Raw genomic sequence first — 18,001 nt, 5'->3', positions numbered from 1 at the left:
GTTGGGTTGGGGTTAACGGTGACGGTAATATCAAAGGTATCAATACAAATATTCGGTGCTATTCCTACGGAGGCCGTAACACTGTATACTACATCAATCGGTGCATTAGTAGCATTGGTTAAAGTTTGACTTATACTTGTTTGTGGCGTCGCTTCGTCAACCGCTCCAGTTATTCCAGCAGCTACTGCAACTGTCCATGTATATGTGGTTCCTAATGGAACTATATCTGAACCCCCTGAAACCGGAGTTACAGAGAATGTTCCTTCAGAGCAAATAGTTTGAACTACATCAGCTATAGAAGGTAAAGGATTTACCGTTAACGTAAACGAATCAGTTCCATAATTTGACGGAAATGCAATTTCTACAACCCGAACATAAATTGTTTCATTTGTACCACTATAAGTATCTGCCGGAGAAATTGGAAAATCTCCTGTATTGGCATCTGCTTGCGTGTTGTGATAAGTAACTTGGTACAACATCTCATCCAAACCGTTCAAAGCAATTAAATCATTCTGGGTTAAATCGAAAATCTCAAAATCATCACCAATAGTAACTTCATCACATAAAACTAAATCTAGTGATTGAGGATCAACTGTACAAGGAGATTGAATAAGCTCGAATGATTGAATGCTAATACATTCACTTCCGCTAAATATATCAACAACTCCAACATATATAATTTCACCAGATCCTGAACTTACATAAGCTGTTGGATTTGGAATATAATTAAAAAAATCAAAATCTTCCGGTGTTAGTGCATAATTTAGTTCAAATGCAAAAGGATCTAAACCGTTTAAAACAATTGGTGTATTAATTGTTAAATCATAAACATTATTAGGTGCACAATTCACCAAATCAATTGGTTCAGCAACGGGTATTGGGGGATAATATTCTATGGTAATAGTATCAGTAATAGGACAAGCCGGGCCATAAGGAAAAGCAATAACTGTATAGTCACCAGGCTCTGAAACAACAAGTGTAGGACTCGTTTCATCAACAATTAAATCAGCACCAAAATACCACTGGTGAGGAATGGATGGGTCTAAACCTGTATCAAGCACAATAGTATCCCCTTCACATAATGCAGTTCCACCAGCTTCAACGAAATCAGAACCTAAATCAATTGGATTAACATTAAAACTATTCGCTTGAAGAAAAACGGCAGAATCATAACCATTATCACCTACATTAGCAATTGCCAGTTTGATGTGATAGGTTTGACCACACTCAACATTTGCAAAAGCTGTTAAAACAGTTGTAAATCCGTCATATTGAATTGATGTACCACCACAATTATTAACATAATATTGATCATTATCACCTCCCGGTAAAACAGCAGGACAGCCAGGTGAATATCCTTCGTTTAAAGAGTTAATTGTAATTGGAATAGTCGTACTGGGGACTAAAGCTATATTTGCTGCTCCTCCAGTAAAAGTGCCTGTAATACCCGGACCACTAAGAAAAAATCCAAACACATCATTAAAAGAAGAATCAACAAATTCAGGATATTCTTCTGAGCCAAAAACAAAATTAAAGCTTACGGTAGTTCCTGTGGGAACAAAATCAAATTCTAAAACTGCTTTGTTTTGTATGCTCCCACTTGCTAAAATAGCCAAATCTGCATCTCCGGAAGCAGTTACAACAGGTTGAGAGGCTGAACCAATGTTATTTGGACCTAAAGCCAATTGAGCACTTCCTGTTGCCAAAATTACACCTGAAGATATACCTAAATTAGTAGGAGTTACTCCTGTAGTAAAATAACCCACCTGTGGGCTTTCAGTATTCGCTGGAGCACCATTAAATGTAATATTTGAGACAGTTACACCATTACCCAATAGCGTATTTTGAACTAATTGTGCAGGAGTAAATGTTGTGTTATTGACAAATAATTGTGCACTTACACAAAGGGGTAAAATAAAAAGAATGAATAGTAGTTGTTTTTTCATAGTTATTAAAAAAATGTTTCAACAACGATGATTGTCAAAACACTTGATAAAGTTGTGTTAATAAAAATTTAAAGTTCAAATATAACTAAATACAAAAAATAACTTTGTTAAATTTGCAGAAAAAAGCTCAAATGACTAAATTATCAATAAAAGAAACCCAAAATCCGGCTATTATAAAATTTGAATTTGACGATTTTATTACAAAAAATAAAGGTTACGAATTCAAGAATATCGATGAAGCTAGTGATAGTCCACTAGCTCAGCAGTTGTTTTATTTACCGTTTGTTAAAACTGTTTTTATATCGGGAAATTTTATTGCCATTGAAAGATATAGTATTGTTCAATGGGATGATGTAAAAGATGCTGTTGCAGAACAAATTGAGGAATTTGTTAAAAACGGCGGTATAATTATCAAAGAATCGACTATTGAAACCAAAAAACTTCCGGTCACTATTTATGCTGAGTCTACGCCAAATCCGTCAGTTTTGAAATTTGTTGCAAATAAAATACTGACTTCAAAGACCGCTGAATTTAAAAATATTGATGAAGCTTTTCCTTCCGCTTTAGCGAAAGAATTATTTAAATTTCCGTTTGTTAAAGAAATTTTTATGGATGAAAATTATATTTCCATCACAAAATATAACAGTGCAGATTGGCAGGAAATTTCAAACGAAATTAGAACTTTTATCAAGGAATATGTTGAAAACGGAAATGAAATAATCAACGAAAGTTTATTGGTTTCGATTCCAAAAAATGAAAAACAGGAACTTTCTAATTTTGATTCGCTTGATACGACTTCGCAACAAATCATCAACATTTTAGAAGAATATGTAAAACCGGCAGTTCAAGCCGATGGTGGAAATATTCTTTTTGATTCGTATGACGAGAGTGAAAAACGAGTAAAAGTTGTTTTACAAGGAGCTTGCAGTGGTTGTCCTTCCTCAACATTTACATTAAAAAATGGTATTGAAAACATGTTGAAAGACATGCTGAATGACGAAGCCATCAAAGTGGAAGCCATCAATGGATAAAAACTAAAACGCTTTAAAAGTAAAAATCCTTGAAGTTTTAAATTTCAAGGATTTTTTTGTGCCTATTTTTTATTCTTCACATGAACATTGAACTCTTGAAAAAGTTCTAATAAATTCATCGTAGCTTTAATTAAATCATTTGTCTCCAAAAGTAAAGCGAAATAAAGTTTACTGTTTTTTGGACTTGTTTCTACGGTTCTGATACGTGTAATTTGCTTTTGAATTAACTCAGAAACATTGTTTAAAATAGTAGCTTTTTCACGCAAAACTAAATCTAATTGATCAAAGTTTTTGTTTTCAAAAATAGTTTCTATTGAATCAAATAATTTTTGAACATCGGTATCAATGCTTTTCAAATCTCTTATTTGATTGAATTTTAATTGCTTGTGATTATTGTTAATATGTGAATAACTATTTTGAGTAATAAATGCCAACGACTGAATCATATCTTGCAAATAGCCCAAAATCATGATATAAAACTTACTGGCTTCTACCGAAGTTTCGTCAAGATTTTTAATGAAATAGTAAACATTGCCTTTTAGTTCATCTACTTCTTTTTCGAGTTTTTTAAGTGCTTTTTTGTTTTCTTTTAATTTATTTAAATCTTGTAATCCTAAATTATCAACAACATCACTGTAAATTTTATTTGTTGCTCCAATTACCCGAGATATTTGCATAGAACTTTCACTGATAATTTCATTAATCGTAACGATATCTTCTCTTTTAAGCTTTACTAATTCATCTGCTTCTTTTTGCTTTTTACTATGTCTTCTAGAACTTCTGTAAAGAATGATTGCTAATAAAACCAATAAACCAATAAAAGCATAAACCTCACCTGTTTTTAATATAAAAGCCATCACAAAAGCTCCTAAGAAAGCTACCATTGCCGTTACAAACCATCCTCCAATCACATTAAAAACGCCTGCTACTCGATAAACAGCACTTTCTCTATCCCATGCTCTATCTGCAAAAGATGTTCCCATTGCAACCATAAAAGTTACATAAGTGGTTGATAAAGGTAATTTTAATGAAGTACCAAGAGAAATTAAAATACTGGCAATCATTAAATTAACCGAAGCTCTCACCATATCAAATGCAGGTTCGTCTTTTCGTTTTTTTCCTTTTACTTCCGGTTTTTCAAATTGTTTGTCTATTTTTAATTGGATGGCTTTTGGTAGAAAATAATTAATTGCCATCCCTAAATAAACTCCACTTCTAACAATAAATCGAGATAACATATTAGGCGAAAATTTTTCAACACCATCACCTTGACGGGATAAATTTACCCCGGTTTCAATTACACTTCTGGCTTTTTTGGATGTCCAAAGCGTAATCACCATAACTAATCCTGCAAAAGCAAGAAAATAAAAGGGTGCTACTATATTTTCATTAGCCAAATCACCCATCATCAATTTATCTCCTGAAAGTCCAGAAGCAGTAAAAATTTCATAGGAATTATAAGCTGCAATTGGCACACCAATAAAGTTAACTAAATCATTTCCTGCAAAAGCAAGTGCTAAAGCAAATGTTCCAATTACAATAATAATTCGAAGAATATTTACCTTAAATACACTTATTAATACTTGAGAAAGTAATGTGAAAAACACAAAGTTAATTCCGATAATCATCAATTGATTGTCTTGAATCCATCCATAAGTATCTTTACTTATAAAAGAAACTCCTTTTAATCCTTTAATTAAGATGAAAAAAGTAATCGCAGTAATCGCTAATCCACCAAACAAAGAACCAATATATTTTAATCGTTTTTCATATTGAAAAGTAAATATTATCCTGGATAAATATTGCACCAAACTACCTAGCCCAAAGGAAAGTAAGACCGAGAGCAATATACTGGATACAATTTCAGTTGCTTTTTTAGTGTTGATGTAATTACCTAAACTTTGCGTGCTATCTTCAGAAATATAGATATGATAAAGTGCCAAACAAACAGCCGCTCCTAATAATTCAAAAATGATGGAAACCGTTGTAGAGGTTGGTAATCCCATCGAATTAAAAACATCCAACAAAAGAATGTCTGTAATCATTACTGCCAGAAAAATGATCATGACATCATTAAAACTAAACATAGACGGAATAAAAATACCGCTTCGGGCAATCTCCATCATTCCACTAGAAAAAAGAGCTCCAACAGCAACTCCTAAACTCGCAACAATCATAATTGTTTTGAATGAAACTGCTTTTGAACCAATAGCCGAATTTAAGAAATTTACCGCATCATTACTCACGCCAACTACTAAATCTAATAAAGCCAAGATACCCAAAACAACGAGCATCACTACATATATTTGTTCCATTACAAATGGTTAATAATTTAGTGCAAAATTCCGTTAACTATTTCAAACTAATGTTAAGCGAATGTTATCAATTTAAGATGTATTTTTTTGAGAATTTAACAAAAATCATTATCTTTAATTCTTAAATCATATCATTATGGCAATATTAAAAGTTATCGAAGTCCTTTCCAGCTCAGAAGTTAGTTGGGAGGATGCTACACGCAAAGCAGTTGCTCAAGCAGCAAAATCATTAAAAAACATCCGTTCTGTTTATGTTCAAGACCAAAGTGCAGCTGTCAAAGACGGTCAGGTTTCAGAGTTTAGAGTGAATTTAAAAATCACTTTTGAATTAGAATAATCAATTAAAATCGTAATTTTAAGCGTTCTCAAAAGGAACGCTTTTTTTATACTTATGAATGAACTAAAATTAGAAACCAGCCCCTACTTACTTCAGCACGCCAACAATCCGGTGAATTGGAAAGCTTGGAATACACAAACATTAGCGTCTGCAAAAGAAAATCAAAAACTCATTTTAATCAGCATTGGTTATTCTGCTTGTCATTGGTGCCACGTGATGGAACACGAAAGTTTTGAAGACGAAGAAGTGGCAAAAACAATGAACCAACATTTTGTCAATATTAAAGTAGATCGCGAAGAACGACCAGATGTGGATGCCATTTATATGAAAGCCGTTCAATTGATGACCGGTCGTGGTGGTTGGCCGCTCAATGTGGTGTGTCTTCCGAATGGAAAACCTGTTTGGGGAGGAACGTATTTCAGAAAAAACGATTGGGTTAATACCTTGGAACAATTACAAGAATTATATCAAACGCAACCCGAAAAACTGGTTGAATATGCCGAAAAATTGCATGAAGGAATTGAAACTTTAGGTTTAACTGAAGAAAAATCAACTGAATTTGACATCACTATTTTAGATACTTTCTTAGCAAAATGGCAAAAAAGTTTCGATTGGGAATTTGGTGGCTATTCTCGTGCTCCAAAATTTATGATGCCGACAAATTATCAGTTTTTGTTGCAGTATGGTTATTTGACTAAAAATGAAAAACTATTAGAATATGTCGATTTAACATTAACAAAAATGGCTTATGGCGGAATTTTTGACACAGTTGACGGTGGATTTTCACGCTATTCGGTTGATGTAAAATGGCACGTTCCTCATTTTGAAAAAATGGCGTACGACAATGGCCAACTTTTATCGCTTTATGCGAATGCATACAAATTGACAAAAAATGAACTTTACAAAAAAATCATTGAAAAAACTACCGCTTTCATAGATAAAGAATGGTTAACCGATGAAGGGGCATTTTTTTCCGCTTTGGATGCGGATAGTTTAACAACTGAGAATCATTTAGAAGAAGGTGCTTTTTATGTGTGGACGATTGAAGAATTAAAAAATTTAATTCAAGATGATTTCGTATTATTTTCCGAAATCTTTAATGTAAATGAATTTGGACATTGGGAACACGGAAATTATGTTTTGATTCAGAAGGAAAGTTTGGATGAAATTTCAGAAAAAAATCAAATCTCAATTGATGAACTTCGACTGAAAAAGAAAAATTGGGAACAAATTCTATACAAAACAAGAGAAAAAAGACTAAAACCTCGCTTGGATGACAAATGCATCACCTCTTGGAATGCCATTTTGTTGAAAGGTTTTGTGGATAGTTTTAAAGCGTTAGGCGATGAAAATCATTTGAATATAGCTATAAAAAATGCTCATTTTATTGCGAATAAAATTTGGTCATCCGAGGGAAATTTGATGCACACTTACAAAAATGAAAAACCTTCCATCAATGGGTTTTTAGAAGATTATGCGTTTGTAATTGATAGTTTTATTTCTCTTTACGAAGCTACTTTTGATGAAAATTGGCTTTTACACAGTAAAAATTTAACTAATTATTGTTTGGATCATTTTTATGATGAGAAAAAACAATTGTTCCGTTTTACGTCCGATTTGGATGAAGCGTTGATTTCGAATCATTTTGAAATTGAAGACAATGTGATTCCGGCTTCCAATTCAGTTATGGCGAGTAATTTATTTAAACTAAGTATTTATTTTGATAATTCGCACTACGAGGAAATTTCACGTCAAATGGTTTCTCAAATCATTCCATCGATTGATTATCCTTCAGCTTTTTCAAATTGGTTAATCGCAGCAATGCATTTTTCAGATTATCAGAAGGAATTAGCAATTTGCGGAGAAGCGAGTTTGGTTCATTTGAAAGAAATCAATCAAAATTATTTTCCTTCGGTTCTTCTAGCGGGCAACAAAAAAAAATCAGATTTACCCTTTTTACAAAATCGATTTGTAGAAAACGAAACGATCTTTTATCTCTGTCAAAATAAACTTTGCTTAGCCCCAAAAAATACTATTTCTGAAGTTTACAAAGATTTAAATTACTAATTATAAAAATGTTAGCAAAAATCAGTAGATTTGACACTCACTTTAAACACTAACCACAATGGGACTAGGAAGTTTTTTTAAAAATTTGTTTGGTTCGGCCAAAGAAACCGCATCAGAAGTTGCCGATAAAGCAGAAATTGTTTTAGATCAGGCAAAAGAAAAAGCTACAGAATATGCTGCAAAAGCAGAAGATTATGTAGAAAAAGCAGTTGAAAACGTAAAGGAGTCTTATCCTGAAGTAAAAGAAAAAGTAGAAGATTTTGCCGAAAAAGCAAAAGAAACAGTTTCAGAATATGCAGAAAAAGCTGGCGATGCAATTGAAAATGTCGTGGATGATGTTAAAGAAAAAGTAAGTTCATTTACTTCATCTGCCAAAGAAGAAACAAAAGAAGCAACTTCGAATTTTGCTGAAAAAGTAGAAGAAACTTCGGAAGAAGTAAAAGAAAAAACAGTTGAAGCTGCTGCATTTGCTACTGCAAAAACAGAAGAAGTTGTTGAAACTGTTGAAGAAAAAGCAGAAGAAGTTTCAGAAGATTTGGAAGAAAAAATCGATGAGATTAAACGTCCTGCAGACGAAAACGCTGACTAAATTTTAAGTTTTCTTTAAAAAGGATTTCTTATAAAAATCATACCTTTGCAACTCTTAAATCACTAAATGATTTGAGAGTTTTTTTATGGATTTAATTGTTGTAAATACTGATTACGTAACAAAATACTGGGATTATTTCACCAAAGTTTTGATGGAATATTCTCCGAGATTAATCTCAGCCGCTATAATTTTAATTATCGGTTGGACAGCTATTCGATTAATTAAAAAGTTAATCGTTAGGATTATGACCAAACGGGAAATGGAACCTACTTTATCAAAATTTTTAGCTGATATTTTAATTTGGACATTAAAAATTTTACTTTTTGTAACAGTTATATCAAGACTTGGCGTTGAAAACTCCTCTTTTGTAGCGATTATTGGTGCTGCCGGACTTGCGGTTGGTTTATCTTTACAGGGTTCGTTGTCTAATTTTGCTGGAGGTGTTTTAATTATCATGTTCAAACCGTTTAAAGTGGGCGATTTTATAGAAGCACAAGGCGTTTCGGGAACAGTAAAACAAATTCAAATTTTTGTTACGCAATTAGCTACGGTTGATAATCAAATTATATTTGTTCCCAATGGAGCTTTATCAAACGGAACAATTATTAACTACAGTTTTGCAACCACTCGAAGAGCCAATTTGGTAATTAGTGTTAGCTACGGTTCTGATATTAAAAAGGCAAAACAAATTGCGATGGAAGTGATGGAAAATCATCCTTCTGTTTTAAAAGACCCTGCTCCTGTAGTTTTGGTAAGTGATTTAGCCGATAGTTCAATCAATTTAGCAGTAAGACCATGGGCAAATTTGGAGGATTTCTTTACTATGCGATCAGATATTTTAGAGCAAATAAAACTTAAATTTGATGAAAATGGTATTGAAATTCCGTTTCCTCAACGCGATATTCATATTAAAGAAGCTCTTCCTAAGAAATCATAAAATCCTTTAAATAAAGAGGTTCAAAATAAGCTACATCTTCAAAGCGATTATTCGTAAATAAGGTGTAGCTTTTTTTAGTCATTTGTTTTGCGGATGGATAAATAACATCATCAACAAACACAAAATTATCTTTTTGAAGAAGTGTTTTCGCTTTTTGAGAACTATCTCCAATAAAATAAATGGTTTGATTTATATCTGAAAACGAATCTTCGGTTAGAATTTCTGCTTTTGTCTCTCTAATTTTTTGATGGTTTTTATCGAATATAGCTGAATAAACCTCCATTCGTCTCGCATCAATCATCGGAACAATCACACCTTCTTCAATTGCTATTTGAGAAGCTAAAACTTCCAAAGTATCAACAGCAATTAAAGGAATATCTAATGCATAACACAACCCCTTTGCAGCAGAAACACCAATTCGCAAACCGGTATACGAACCAGGACCTTGGCTAACTGCGACGGCATTCAAATCTGAAAATTTTAAGTTTGCTTCTGATAGAATTTCTTCAATAAAAACATGCAACTTTTCTGCATGTGAATAACCCATTTCTGCTATTTCTCTACAAACAATCATTTCTCCGTCTTTTGCTAAAGCAACCGAACAATTTTTTGTGGATGTTTCTATGTTAAGTATATAGGCCATAATTGAAATTGAATGTGCAAAAATAAGACATAAAAAAAGGAAACTAAATTTTTAATCTATTTTCCTTTTCAATTTTTTAAACCAAAGTTATTTTTTCTTTTCCTTGGTTTTTTCTTCTTCCGTTTTTATAAAGACTAAATCTCCTGAATTTAAATCTTTAGTAACAGTTGTATACGGTCCAACAATTACTACATCTCCTTTTTTCAAACCTTGAATTACTTCGATGTTTGAATCATCTTGAATTCCGGTTTTAATAATTCTGATTCTTGCTTTATCGCCGTCTTTTACAAAAACACACTCTAATTTTTTATCGGTTTTTTGAACAACTGCTTCAGTATTATCGCCTTCTTCCGGTTTAACCTCAACTTTATTTGAGCTCAATGTATCCGATTTCATTACTACAGCACTAATTGGCACAGCTATTACTTTTTCTTTTCTTTTGGTAATAATATCAACCGTTGCGGTCATTCCTGGTCTAAATGGAGAATAACTGTCGGGCTTCCCTTCCAATAAATCCATGTATGATTCCTTTAGAATTCTAACTTTTACTTTAAAATTTGTAACCTGATCGGCAGTTACGGCATTGCTGGCAGAATTTGAAATGCTTGTAACAATTCCTTTGAATTCTTTTTTCAAATAGGCATCAACTTCAATGTTGGTAGAATCGCCAACACTAACTTTTACAATATCATTTTCATTTACATCAACTTCAACTTCCATATTATTCAAATTGGCAACACGCAAAATCTCAGTTCCGGTCATTTGTTGAGTTCCCAAAACGCGTTCACCTAATTCTACTGAAAGTAACGATACAGTACCATCAGCCGGTGCATAAATGGTTGTTCGACCTAAGTTGTCTTTTGCTTCGGTTACAGTGGCGGCAGCACTCTGAACACCATAATAAGCAGCTTGTTTTGCTGCTTGAGCACCTTCAAAAGTAGCCACTACTCTATCCCATTCAGATTTAGAAATAATTCCCTTGTCAAAAAGAGTTTTATTTCTGTTATAATTAGCTTGGGCTTCTTTAAATGTTGCATCAGCCTGACTCAGACCTGCTTTGGTGTTAGACAATCCTGCAACAGAACGATTCAAACTGGACGTATATAAATCGGGATTTATTCTAACTAATAAATCACCTTTTTTAACTAATTGACCTTCTTTGATTGGCAATTCAATGATTTCTCCCGAAACTTCAGAAGATATTTTAATTTCTGTTTCCGGTTGAATTTTACCGGTAGCAGAAACGGTTTCAATAATTGTCATTTCATTTACAGCAGCAGTTTCAACTTCTTTTCCTTTGTTTTTATTGCCGATTACACCTGTTTTTGATAATACAATTAACAGAATAATCAATCCTACTGCGATTCCTAAAAAGGTATATATTACTTTTTTTGACATAATTATGGTTTTTGAATAATTGGGATTCCGAAATAAAATTCTAATATTTTGGTTCTAAAGATGTAGTCATATTTGGTTCTGAGAACTTCAGATTGTGCATTTACTAATAACGTTTGTGATTGATTGAAATCGAAAGCATTCATCAAACCAACATCATAACGTTCTTTGGCGTAATTAAAAGCTTCTTGCCTGGCTTCTGCAGTTGTGACCGCTGCTTCGTATGATTTCAATGCTCCTTTTACATCTGTAAATGCGGTATAAACATTTCTTTCTAACGTTAACTCTTCTTGCTCATAAGCAATCTTGGTTCTTTCCAAAGCTACTTTTGAACGTTGCACATTGTTTCGAGTTGAAAATCCGTTAAAAATCGGAATCGTTAACTGAACACCGAAATTTTGCCCTTTGTTATCATCAAATTGATCAAAAATTGGAGAAGGACTGCCTAAAACCGCATTAAAATTAGGTTGTAAAACATTTTGATTTGTTCCTTCCACCACACCAATTACCGAAGTTGGATTAGAAGGATTCAATTCTATTCCTGTTACACGATCTAAATTGGAAGCTCTTGTGCTAAAACTATAAAAACCTTGTAATCTTGGTTGATAAGCTCCTCTTGCGATAGAAACATCTTTTTCAGCAATTTCTAAATTAGTCTGAGCTATTTTTAGTTCTGTTCTTGTTTCTTTTGCTTTTTGATAAATTGCTTCCGGAGTTTGAAGTAATAATGGACTTTCGGTAGCTTCGTACTCTCTGTCGATGATATCAAAATCTTTAAAATCTTCTAATTGTAAAAGTTGAGCAAGACTAAGTTTAGAGATTAATAATAAATTTTCTGCATTAATAACCATTTGTTGACTAGTTGCAACAGTAGCCTTAATGTCCATTAAATCTCCTCTTGGAATAACTCCTGCCTCTAACAACTGCTCAGAACGTTCCATTTGTCGTTGATTATTGAGCAATTGTTCATTTTGAACTTTTAAATTTTCTTTGTTGAACAAAATCTGTAAAAAGGCATTCGCTACATTCAAAGCAATATCTTCTTGCATTTTTGTTAATTGATATTGACTGGCTATTTGTGATAAAGTTGCTCTTCTAAGTCGGTATTGATTTTGAAGACCGTTATAAATATCAACGCCAACATTAAAGCCGGCAGAAGTAAACTGCGTCGTTTGATTTTCTAATAAACCTGTTGTAATATTCTGGTTTAAACCAATATTCCAAGAGTGAGAAGCCGTTGCATTAGCAGAGGGCAGAAAACTTCCTATTGCTGAACTGCGGTCAATGTCTGCTAACTCTTTATCGAGTGCTGTGTTTTTAATCGAGATATTGTTTTCCATAGCATGGTTCACACACTCTTCTAATGTCCACTTTTTTGATTGAGAATAGGATGTAACTCCGAATAAAATTATCCAAAACCAAACTACTTTTTTTATTGTCGAACTTTTCATTAGAAATTTTTGAAATAGTTGCTGCATATAGAATACAAATTTAATTCATTAGAATTTTATACCCATAGGACGCATAAATTATTTTTGTGTTACAACAAAATGAAAAAATCTGAAAATAAATTACATTTACACTCTCAAATGAAATTTGAAACAATGAAATATCTTTTAATTCCCGTTGTACTTTTTATTATAGTTGTTATTTTATCGTCTTGTTCTACTGCAAAAAAGTTAGACCTTATCAAACCAGAACCTGATAATGCGGATCCGGTTGAATATGAAACAACGACTTCGTTTATTAATCTTCCTGTTACTATTCAACTTAAGGATATTGAAAATCAAACCAACAAATTATTAAATGGGTTGATTTACACCGATTCTATTTTAAAAGATGATGATTTAGAATTAAAAGTTTGGAAACAAGCTCCCATTAAAATTGAAATGGAAAAAGAGGGAAATATTACCAAAATAAAAACCACTTTACCATTAAAAGTGAATGGAAAATACCGTTATGGTTTTGAAAAAATGGGAATTAGTCTTTATGACACCAAAGAATTTAACCTCAATGGCGTTGTCACGTTAATTAGTGATGTTGGTTTGACGAATTGGCAGCTTAAAACAAACACAAAGATTAAATCGTTGGACTGGACAGAAAGTCCTTCTGTGGTGATTGCCGGAAAAAATATTCCGATTACTTATCTCATCAATCCTGCTGTGCGGCTTTTTAAATCGAAAATTGAAAAAAGTATAGACGATGCTATCAAAGAATCCTTGGATTTTAAACCACAAGTTTTGGATGCGTTAGACCAAATAGCAACTCCTTTTGAAATGAGTGAACAATATGCCAGTTGGCTCAGAATTGTTCCGATAGAATTGTATGCTACCGATGCAATTTTACAAAAAAAAGAAATCAAATTAGAAATGGGTTTAAAATGTTCGATGGAGACAATTGTTGGAAAAACTCCCGAGAAAAAATTTGATAAAAATAAAATTGTGTTGAAACCCGTTGCCAAAATGCCGGATCATATTTCTGCCAACATTATTGCAGTTTCAACCTATGCAGATGCTTCCAGAATAATGACTCAGAATTTCAAAGACCAAGAGTTTGGAGATGGAAAGCAAAAAGTAAAAGTCACAAAAGTAGATCTTTGGCATAAAAACGGCAAAATGATAATCGCTTTGGACATGCTTGGAAGTATAAATGGAACAGTATATTTAGCAGGTTTTCCTCAATATAATGAAGAAACTAAGGAAATTTATTTTGACCAATTAGATTATGTTTTAAATACAAAAAGTTTCTTAGTTCGTTCTGCAAATTGGTTGGCTCAAGGGTATGTTTTACGTAAAATTCAGGAAAGTTGTCGTTATTCTATCAAACCTAATTTGGATGAAGGAAAAGCAAATGTGATGCAATATCTTCAAAACTACTCGCCAATGAAAGGTGTTTTTGTAAATGGAAAGTTGGATGACTTTGAGTTTCAAAAAATTCAATTAACCAACAAAGCCATCTTAGCTTTTATAAAAGGAAGCGGTCAAGTGGATGTAAAAATTGATGGGATTGAATAATCAGGAAGTTATTTCTGATGCAGGTTTCTTCTTAAATTTCATTCGATAAACCACATAAAAAACAATGGCAACCATGATGTAAGGAAAAGCCATGAGATAGACAATTCCGTCGTTAACGGCTTCGGCTTTAGAACTATCTCCTTCGCTTTCCAATGCTGCTCGGCACATGGCACATTGAGCAGAAGATGAAAATCCGACAAGGAAAATGATAGCAACTATTGAATATTTTAAAAATTTAGTAAACATAATACGGTGCAATCATTAAATAGACAATCACGCCGGTGACTGCTACATATAACCAAATTGGGAAAGTAATTTTAGCGATTTTTTTGTGTTTATCAAATCGTTCTGCCAAGGCTTTAACGTAGGTTATCAAAACCAACGGAATTACAGCAATCGAAAGTAAAATGTGCGAAATAAGAATAAAGAAATAAACATAACGAATTGCTCCAACTCCACCAAAAGGTGTGCTATCGGTAGTCATATGATAGGCCACATACATCACTAAAAAAACAACAGAACAAGCAATTGCACTTTGCATCAAGTTTTGATGCATTTTTTTGTTACCATTTTTAATCGCGTAAACACCCAAAATCAATAACATAGCGGTAATCCCGTTGATGAATGCATAAATTGGAGGTAAAAATGTTAATGGCTTAACATCTATTCCGTAATCTTTTAATTTTACCTTAAATAAAATTGCCACTATCACCGGAACAGCGATTGAAAGAGTAATAATTAATGCATTGAATTTCTTTTCAATCGAATACTTTTCGTCTAAATTACTTTGTTCCATGTTATTTTTCTTCTAAAAGTACTTTGATATCTTGTTTTAGGGATTGAATTCCGGTTGCTTCAATTCCATCATAATATACAATCGGATTTCCAAAATCGTCTTTACGACTTCTAATGTTGCCGTTTTTATCAATTAGAGCAAATAATCCGGAATGTTCAAAACCACCATCACTCTCTTTGTTTTCTCCGGCAAAAATACTAAAACCTTTGTTAGCCAAGTCATAAATATACTCTTTATCACCAGTTAAAAAGTTCCAATTTGGATTTTTAACACCTAAATGTTCAGCATGCTCTTTTAAAACTTCGGATGTATCGTGAGCCGGATTAATTGTGATAGAAACAATTCCGAAATCGTTTTGATTTTTTTCAAAATGATTTTGTAATTCCACCATGTTTTTATTCATAATCGGGCAAATAGTTGGACAGGTTGAGAAAAAGAATTCAACCAAATAGACTTTACCTTCATAATTTTTATTAGTAATGGTTTCACCGTTTTGATTTGTTAGGCTGAATTTTGGAGCTTTGCCAATTTTTATCAATAAATCTTCCGATGTTTCACTTTGTCCCGGCGTATTCAGGCGATCTATTTTGGTAACATCATCATTTTTAATTCTATTGATGATTTTGGGGATAAAAATAATTCCAAAAACCAATATAATAAACGATATTCCGATGTATGATTTATTTTTCATGCTGTTATTTTTTTCTTTCGGCACTGTTTTTCTTTAATGCCAAGCGGTACTCTGCTAAAATAATTTTGATATCATCGCCCATCTCATTGTGCAAATCTGCCGCTGAAATAGAGTTATAACCTTCTTTGTATTCCGGCTCTCCTTTTTTATTCTTTCCTTTTCTCCCTCTTAAATTTCTCTCTTTATCGATGATAAAAACATTTGGAGTTCTTAAATTTTCATCTAACTGAGCGATTAAATTTAATTTATCATAATAGGTTTTAATTTCTTCAGGAGAAGCAAAAACATAATTCCATTTAGACATATCAGAAATTCGGCCTAATTCTTCTTTTAATTCAATTGTTTGTTCTTCAGTTCCTATCGGAGCGATACAAATTAATTGAAAATCTTTGAAACCCATTACCTTTTCATATATCTTTTGGTTCAGGTTAAAAGCATCTCCTTTATTATATAAAATTTCTGTTCCAGGAAAAACCAAAACAGTTATTTTATCATTTAATGAAAATTGCTCTCCATATTTATTTTTCCAATTATTTAAGTCCGGAATCGATTTTGTAACGGTTGGTAAATGAGTAAAATTATGCACTCCGGAAGCAAAGAAAAGATAAGCTACGATGGGAAGTATAAACAAAGAAAACAGAACTATATTCTTTTTCATTTCAATTGCATTTTATTTAGTGCAAAAATAAAAAAAGGTACGCAAAGCGTACCTTTTTATTTAACTAATATCGTGTTAAAAATTCCATTTAATAAAGGAAGTTTTATAAATCTCATAAACATAATCACCTTCCAACAAAAAGATTAAAGCAATATATAGAGCAAGGAATATAAATGTCCAAACTACAGCTCTTCTTAAACTTGCTTTTTCATCTCTCATGTGCATGAAATCCCAAGTAATGTAATAAGCTTTTACAATAGTTAAAACTAAGAAAATTAAGTTCAAGGGAATCAAAAAGACTAAAGGAGACAAAATAATGTTGATTAAGGTCGCTCCTAAACCACCTTCAAAAGGAGTGATCCAAGGAGTCATTAAACCGGCTGGTTTGTAGATACCTAATACTACTTCTATTGCTGTAATGATAGAAAGTAAAATCAGTACACCCCAAATTTTTTGTTCATTCGACTTAAATTTAAGTCTTCCTCTAAAAATTGCTAAGTTATGTTCGTGTGCCATTTTTATAATGCTTTTTTAAAATTATACTAAGTAGAAGAAGGTAAATACAAATACCCACACTAAATCTACAAAGTGCCAATATAATCCAACTTTTTCAACCATTTCATAGCTTCTTCTCTTTTCATATGTTCCTAAAATAACATTTAAGAAAATGATAAAGTTGATTACCACTCCTGAAAACACGTGGAATCCGTGGAAACCTGTAATAAAGAAGAAGAAATTAGCAAACTGTTTGCTTCCATATTCATTTCTAACCAAACTTGCTCCTTGAACAACATGAACCGCATCGTTTAAACGAGCTAATGATTCTTCTCTTGTTAAAATGGTTTTATGCTTTTCTTTATTTAAAGTTGGATGAACTCCTTTTTTATCATTTTTATCAAAATAGGCTTCTTGTGTTCTAACATAAATGTTTGGGTTGGCTTTAAAACCTTCTACTACTTCTGCAACAGAATAATCCGGCAAACTAGCTTCACTTGTAAACCAAATACCGTTTTTACGTTCGTGTTGCACACGATCTTTTGGCAAAGTAACAGCTAAATCTGATACTTTGTATCGTTTTCCTTCTGCATCAACAAATTGGATAATACTTCCGCCTTTTGTTTCAATTGCACCATATTCACCTTTGATAAAGTTTTTCCATTCCCAAGCTTGTGATCCAACGAAAATCAATCCGCCAATAACGGTTAAAAACATATAAAAAGCTACTTTCGATTTTTTCATGTGATGACCTGCATCAACGGCAAGAACCATCGTTACAGATGAAAAGATCAAGATAAAAGTCATTAACGCCACATAAAGCATTGGCAAATCATGACCGTGCAAAAAAGGAAAGTGATTAAACACTTCATCGGCAATTGGCCAACTATCGGCAAATTTGTATCGAGAAAAGCCATAAGCTGCCAAGAATCCTGTAAAGGTTAAAGCATCTGATAAAATGAAAAACCACATCATCATTTTGCCATAGCTAGCTCCCATTGGCTCGTTTCCGCCGTCCCAGATTTTTTCTTCAGTTGTAGTAACTGTCGCTCCCATATTTAGTTATTAGTTAAAAAGTTCCCAAATT

At 32.7% G+C, this 18,001-nt stretch carries 17 protein-coding genes; 6 read left to right on the top strand and 11 right to left on the bottom strand.

Going from position 1 to position 18,001, the window contains the following annotated elements; translation table 11 throughout:
* Positions 1-1,946, bottom strand: a 1,946-nt coding sequence (locus B4N66_RS15195) for a choice-of-anchor L domain-containing protein (RefSeq protein ID WP_291095921.1), incomplete at its 3' end; no start/stop codon positions are given.
* 131 nt (positions 1,947-2,077) lie between these two features.
* On the opposite strand from B4N66_RS15195, the gene B4N66_RS15190 reads away from it, so the two are divergent.
* Positions 2,078-2,977, top strand: a complete 900-nt coding sequence (locus B4N66_RS15190) for a NifU family protein (protein ID WP_291095919.1) — start codon at positions 2,078-2,080, stop codon at positions 2,975-2,977.
* Positions 2,978-3,039: 62 nt separating this feature from the next.
* On the opposite strand, the gene B4N66_RS15185 is transcribed toward B4N66_RS15190, so the two are convergent.
* Complete coding sequence (locus B4N66_RS15185; protein WP_291095917.1) at positions 3,040-5,292, bottom strand: inorganic phosphate transporter; 2,253 nt, start codon at positions 5,290-5,292, stop codon at positions 3,040-3,042.
* Between the two features lie 136 nt (positions 5,293-5,428).
* On the opposite strand from B4N66_RS15185, the gene B4N66_RS15180 reads away from it, so the two are divergent.
* The 4 genes from B4N66_RS15180 (at position 5,429) to B4N66_RS15165 (ending at position 9,222) form a co-directional block, all read left to right on the top strand.
* Entirely contained in the window at positions 5,429-5,629 is a 201-nt protein-coding gene (locus tag B4N66_RS15180) for a dodecin family protein (protein ID WP_291095914.1), read from the top strand.
* A gap of 54 nt (positions 5,630-5,683) precedes the next feature.
* On the top strand, positions 5,684-7,696 hold the full coding sequence (locus tag B4N66_RS15175; RefSeq protein WP_291095912.1) for a thioredoxin domain-containing protein: 2,013 nt from the start codon (positions 5,684-5,686) through the stop codon (positions 7,694-7,696).
* A gap of 58 nt (positions 7,697-7,754) precedes the next feature.
* The gene (locus tag B4N66_RS15170) at positions 7,755-8,285 is read left to right on the top strand and encodes a YtxH domain-containing protein (protein ID WP_291095910.1); all 531 of its coding nucleotides are present in this window, start codon (positions 7,755-7,757) and stop codon (positions 8,283-8,285) included.
* 85 nt (positions 8,286-8,370) lie between these two features.
* Positions 8,371-9,222 (top strand): mechanosensitive ion channel family protein, encoded by an 852-nt coding sequence (locus tag B4N66_RS15165; RefSeq protein WP_291095908.1) that lies wholly within the window; start codon positions 8,371-8,373, stop codon positions 9,220-9,222.
* On the opposite strand, the gene tsaB is transcribed toward B4N66_RS15165, so the two are convergent.
* From tsaB to B4N66_RS15150, 3 genes are all read right to left on the bottom strand, one after another.
* Positions 9,209-9,865 (bottom strand): tRNA (adenosine(37)-N6)-threonylcarbamoyltransferase complex dimerization subunit type 1 TsaB, encoded by a 657-nt coding sequence (tsaB, locus tag B4N66_RS15160; protein ID WP_291095906.1) that lies wholly within the window; start codon positions 9,863-9,865, stop codon positions 9,209-9,211. The genes B4N66_RS15165 and tsaB overlap by 14 nt on opposite strands.
* Positions 9,866-9,952: 87 nt before the next feature.
* Positions 9,953-11,263, bottom strand: coding sequence for an efflux RND transporter periplasmic adaptor subunit (locus B4N66_RS15155; RefSeq protein WP_291095904.1), 1,311 nt, complete (start codon positions 11,261-11,263; stop codon positions 9,953-9,955).
* A 2-nt stretch (positions 11,264-11,265) separates the two neighbouring features.
* The gene (locus tag B4N66_RS15150) at positions 11,266-12,711 is read right to left on the bottom strand and encodes a TolC family protein (protein ID WP_291095902.1); all 1,446 of its coding nucleotides are present in this window, start codon (positions 12,709-12,711) and stop codon (positions 11,266-11,268) included.
* Positions 12,712-12,864: 153 nt separating this feature from the next.
* Between B4N66_RS15150 and B4N66_RS15145 the strand changes: the two genes are divergently transcribed.
* Positions 12,865-14,274 carry a DUF4403 family protein gene (locus B4N66_RS15145; protein ID WP_291095900.1) on the top strand — a complete coding sequence of 470 codons (1,410 nt, stop codon included), beginning with the start codon at positions 12,865-12,867 and terminating at the stop codon, positions 14,272-14,274.
* Here B4N66_RS15145 and B4N66_RS15140 read toward each other — a convergent pair whose 3' ends face one another.
* From B4N66_RS15140 to B4N66_RS15115, 6 genes are all read right to left on the bottom strand, one after another.
* Positions 14,275-14,520, bottom strand: coding sequence for a hypothetical protein (locus B4N66_RS15140; RefSeq protein ID WP_291095898.1), 246 nt, complete (start codon positions 14,518-14,520; stop codon positions 14,275-14,277).
* A complete protein-coding gene (locus B4N66_RS15135) occupies positions 14,510-15,070 on the bottom strand; it encodes a DUF420 domain-containing protein (protein ID WP_291095896.1) in 561 nt (186 codons plus the stop codon). The genes B4N66_RS15140 and B4N66_RS15135 overlap by 11 nt, the downstream gene beginning before the upstream one ends.
* 1 nt (position 15,071) lies before the next feature.
* The gene (locus tag B4N66_RS15130; protein ID WP_291095895.1) at positions 15,072-15,761 is read right to left on the bottom strand and encodes an SCO family protein; all 690 of its coding nucleotides are present in this window, start codon (positions 15,759-15,761) and stop codon (positions 15,072-15,074) included.
* Positions 15,762-15,765: 4 nt separating this feature from the next.
* Positions 15,766-16,419 (bottom strand): hypothetical protein, encoded by a 654-nt coding sequence (locus tag B4N66_RS15125; protein WP_291095893.1) that lies wholly within the window; start codon positions 16,417-16,419, stop codon positions 15,766-15,768.
* A gap of 75 nt (positions 16,420-16,494) precedes the next feature.
* On the bottom strand, positions 16,495-16,935 hold the full coding sequence (locus tag B4N66_RS15120) for a cytochrome C oxidase subunit IV family protein (RefSeq protein WP_291095891.1): 441 nt from the start codon (positions 16,933-16,935) through the stop codon (positions 16,495-16,497).
* Between the two features lie 21 nt (positions 16,936-16,956).
* The gene (locus B4N66_RS15115) at positions 16,957-17,970 is read right to left on the bottom strand and encodes a cytochrome c oxidase subunit 3 (protein ID WP_291095889.1); all 1,014 of its coding nucleotides are present in this window, start codon (positions 17,968-17,970) and stop codon (positions 16,957-16,959) included.
* Positions 17,971-18,001 lie beyond the last annotated feature (31 nt).

The sequence above is a fragment of the Flavobacterium sp. UBA2787 genome (genome assembly GCA_002352205.1).
Taxonomy (GTDB): Bacteria; Bacteroidota; Bacteroidia; order Flavobacteriales; family Flavobacteriaceae; genus Flavobacterium.
This window is presented reverse-complemented; position numbering and strand designations above follow the sequence as displayed.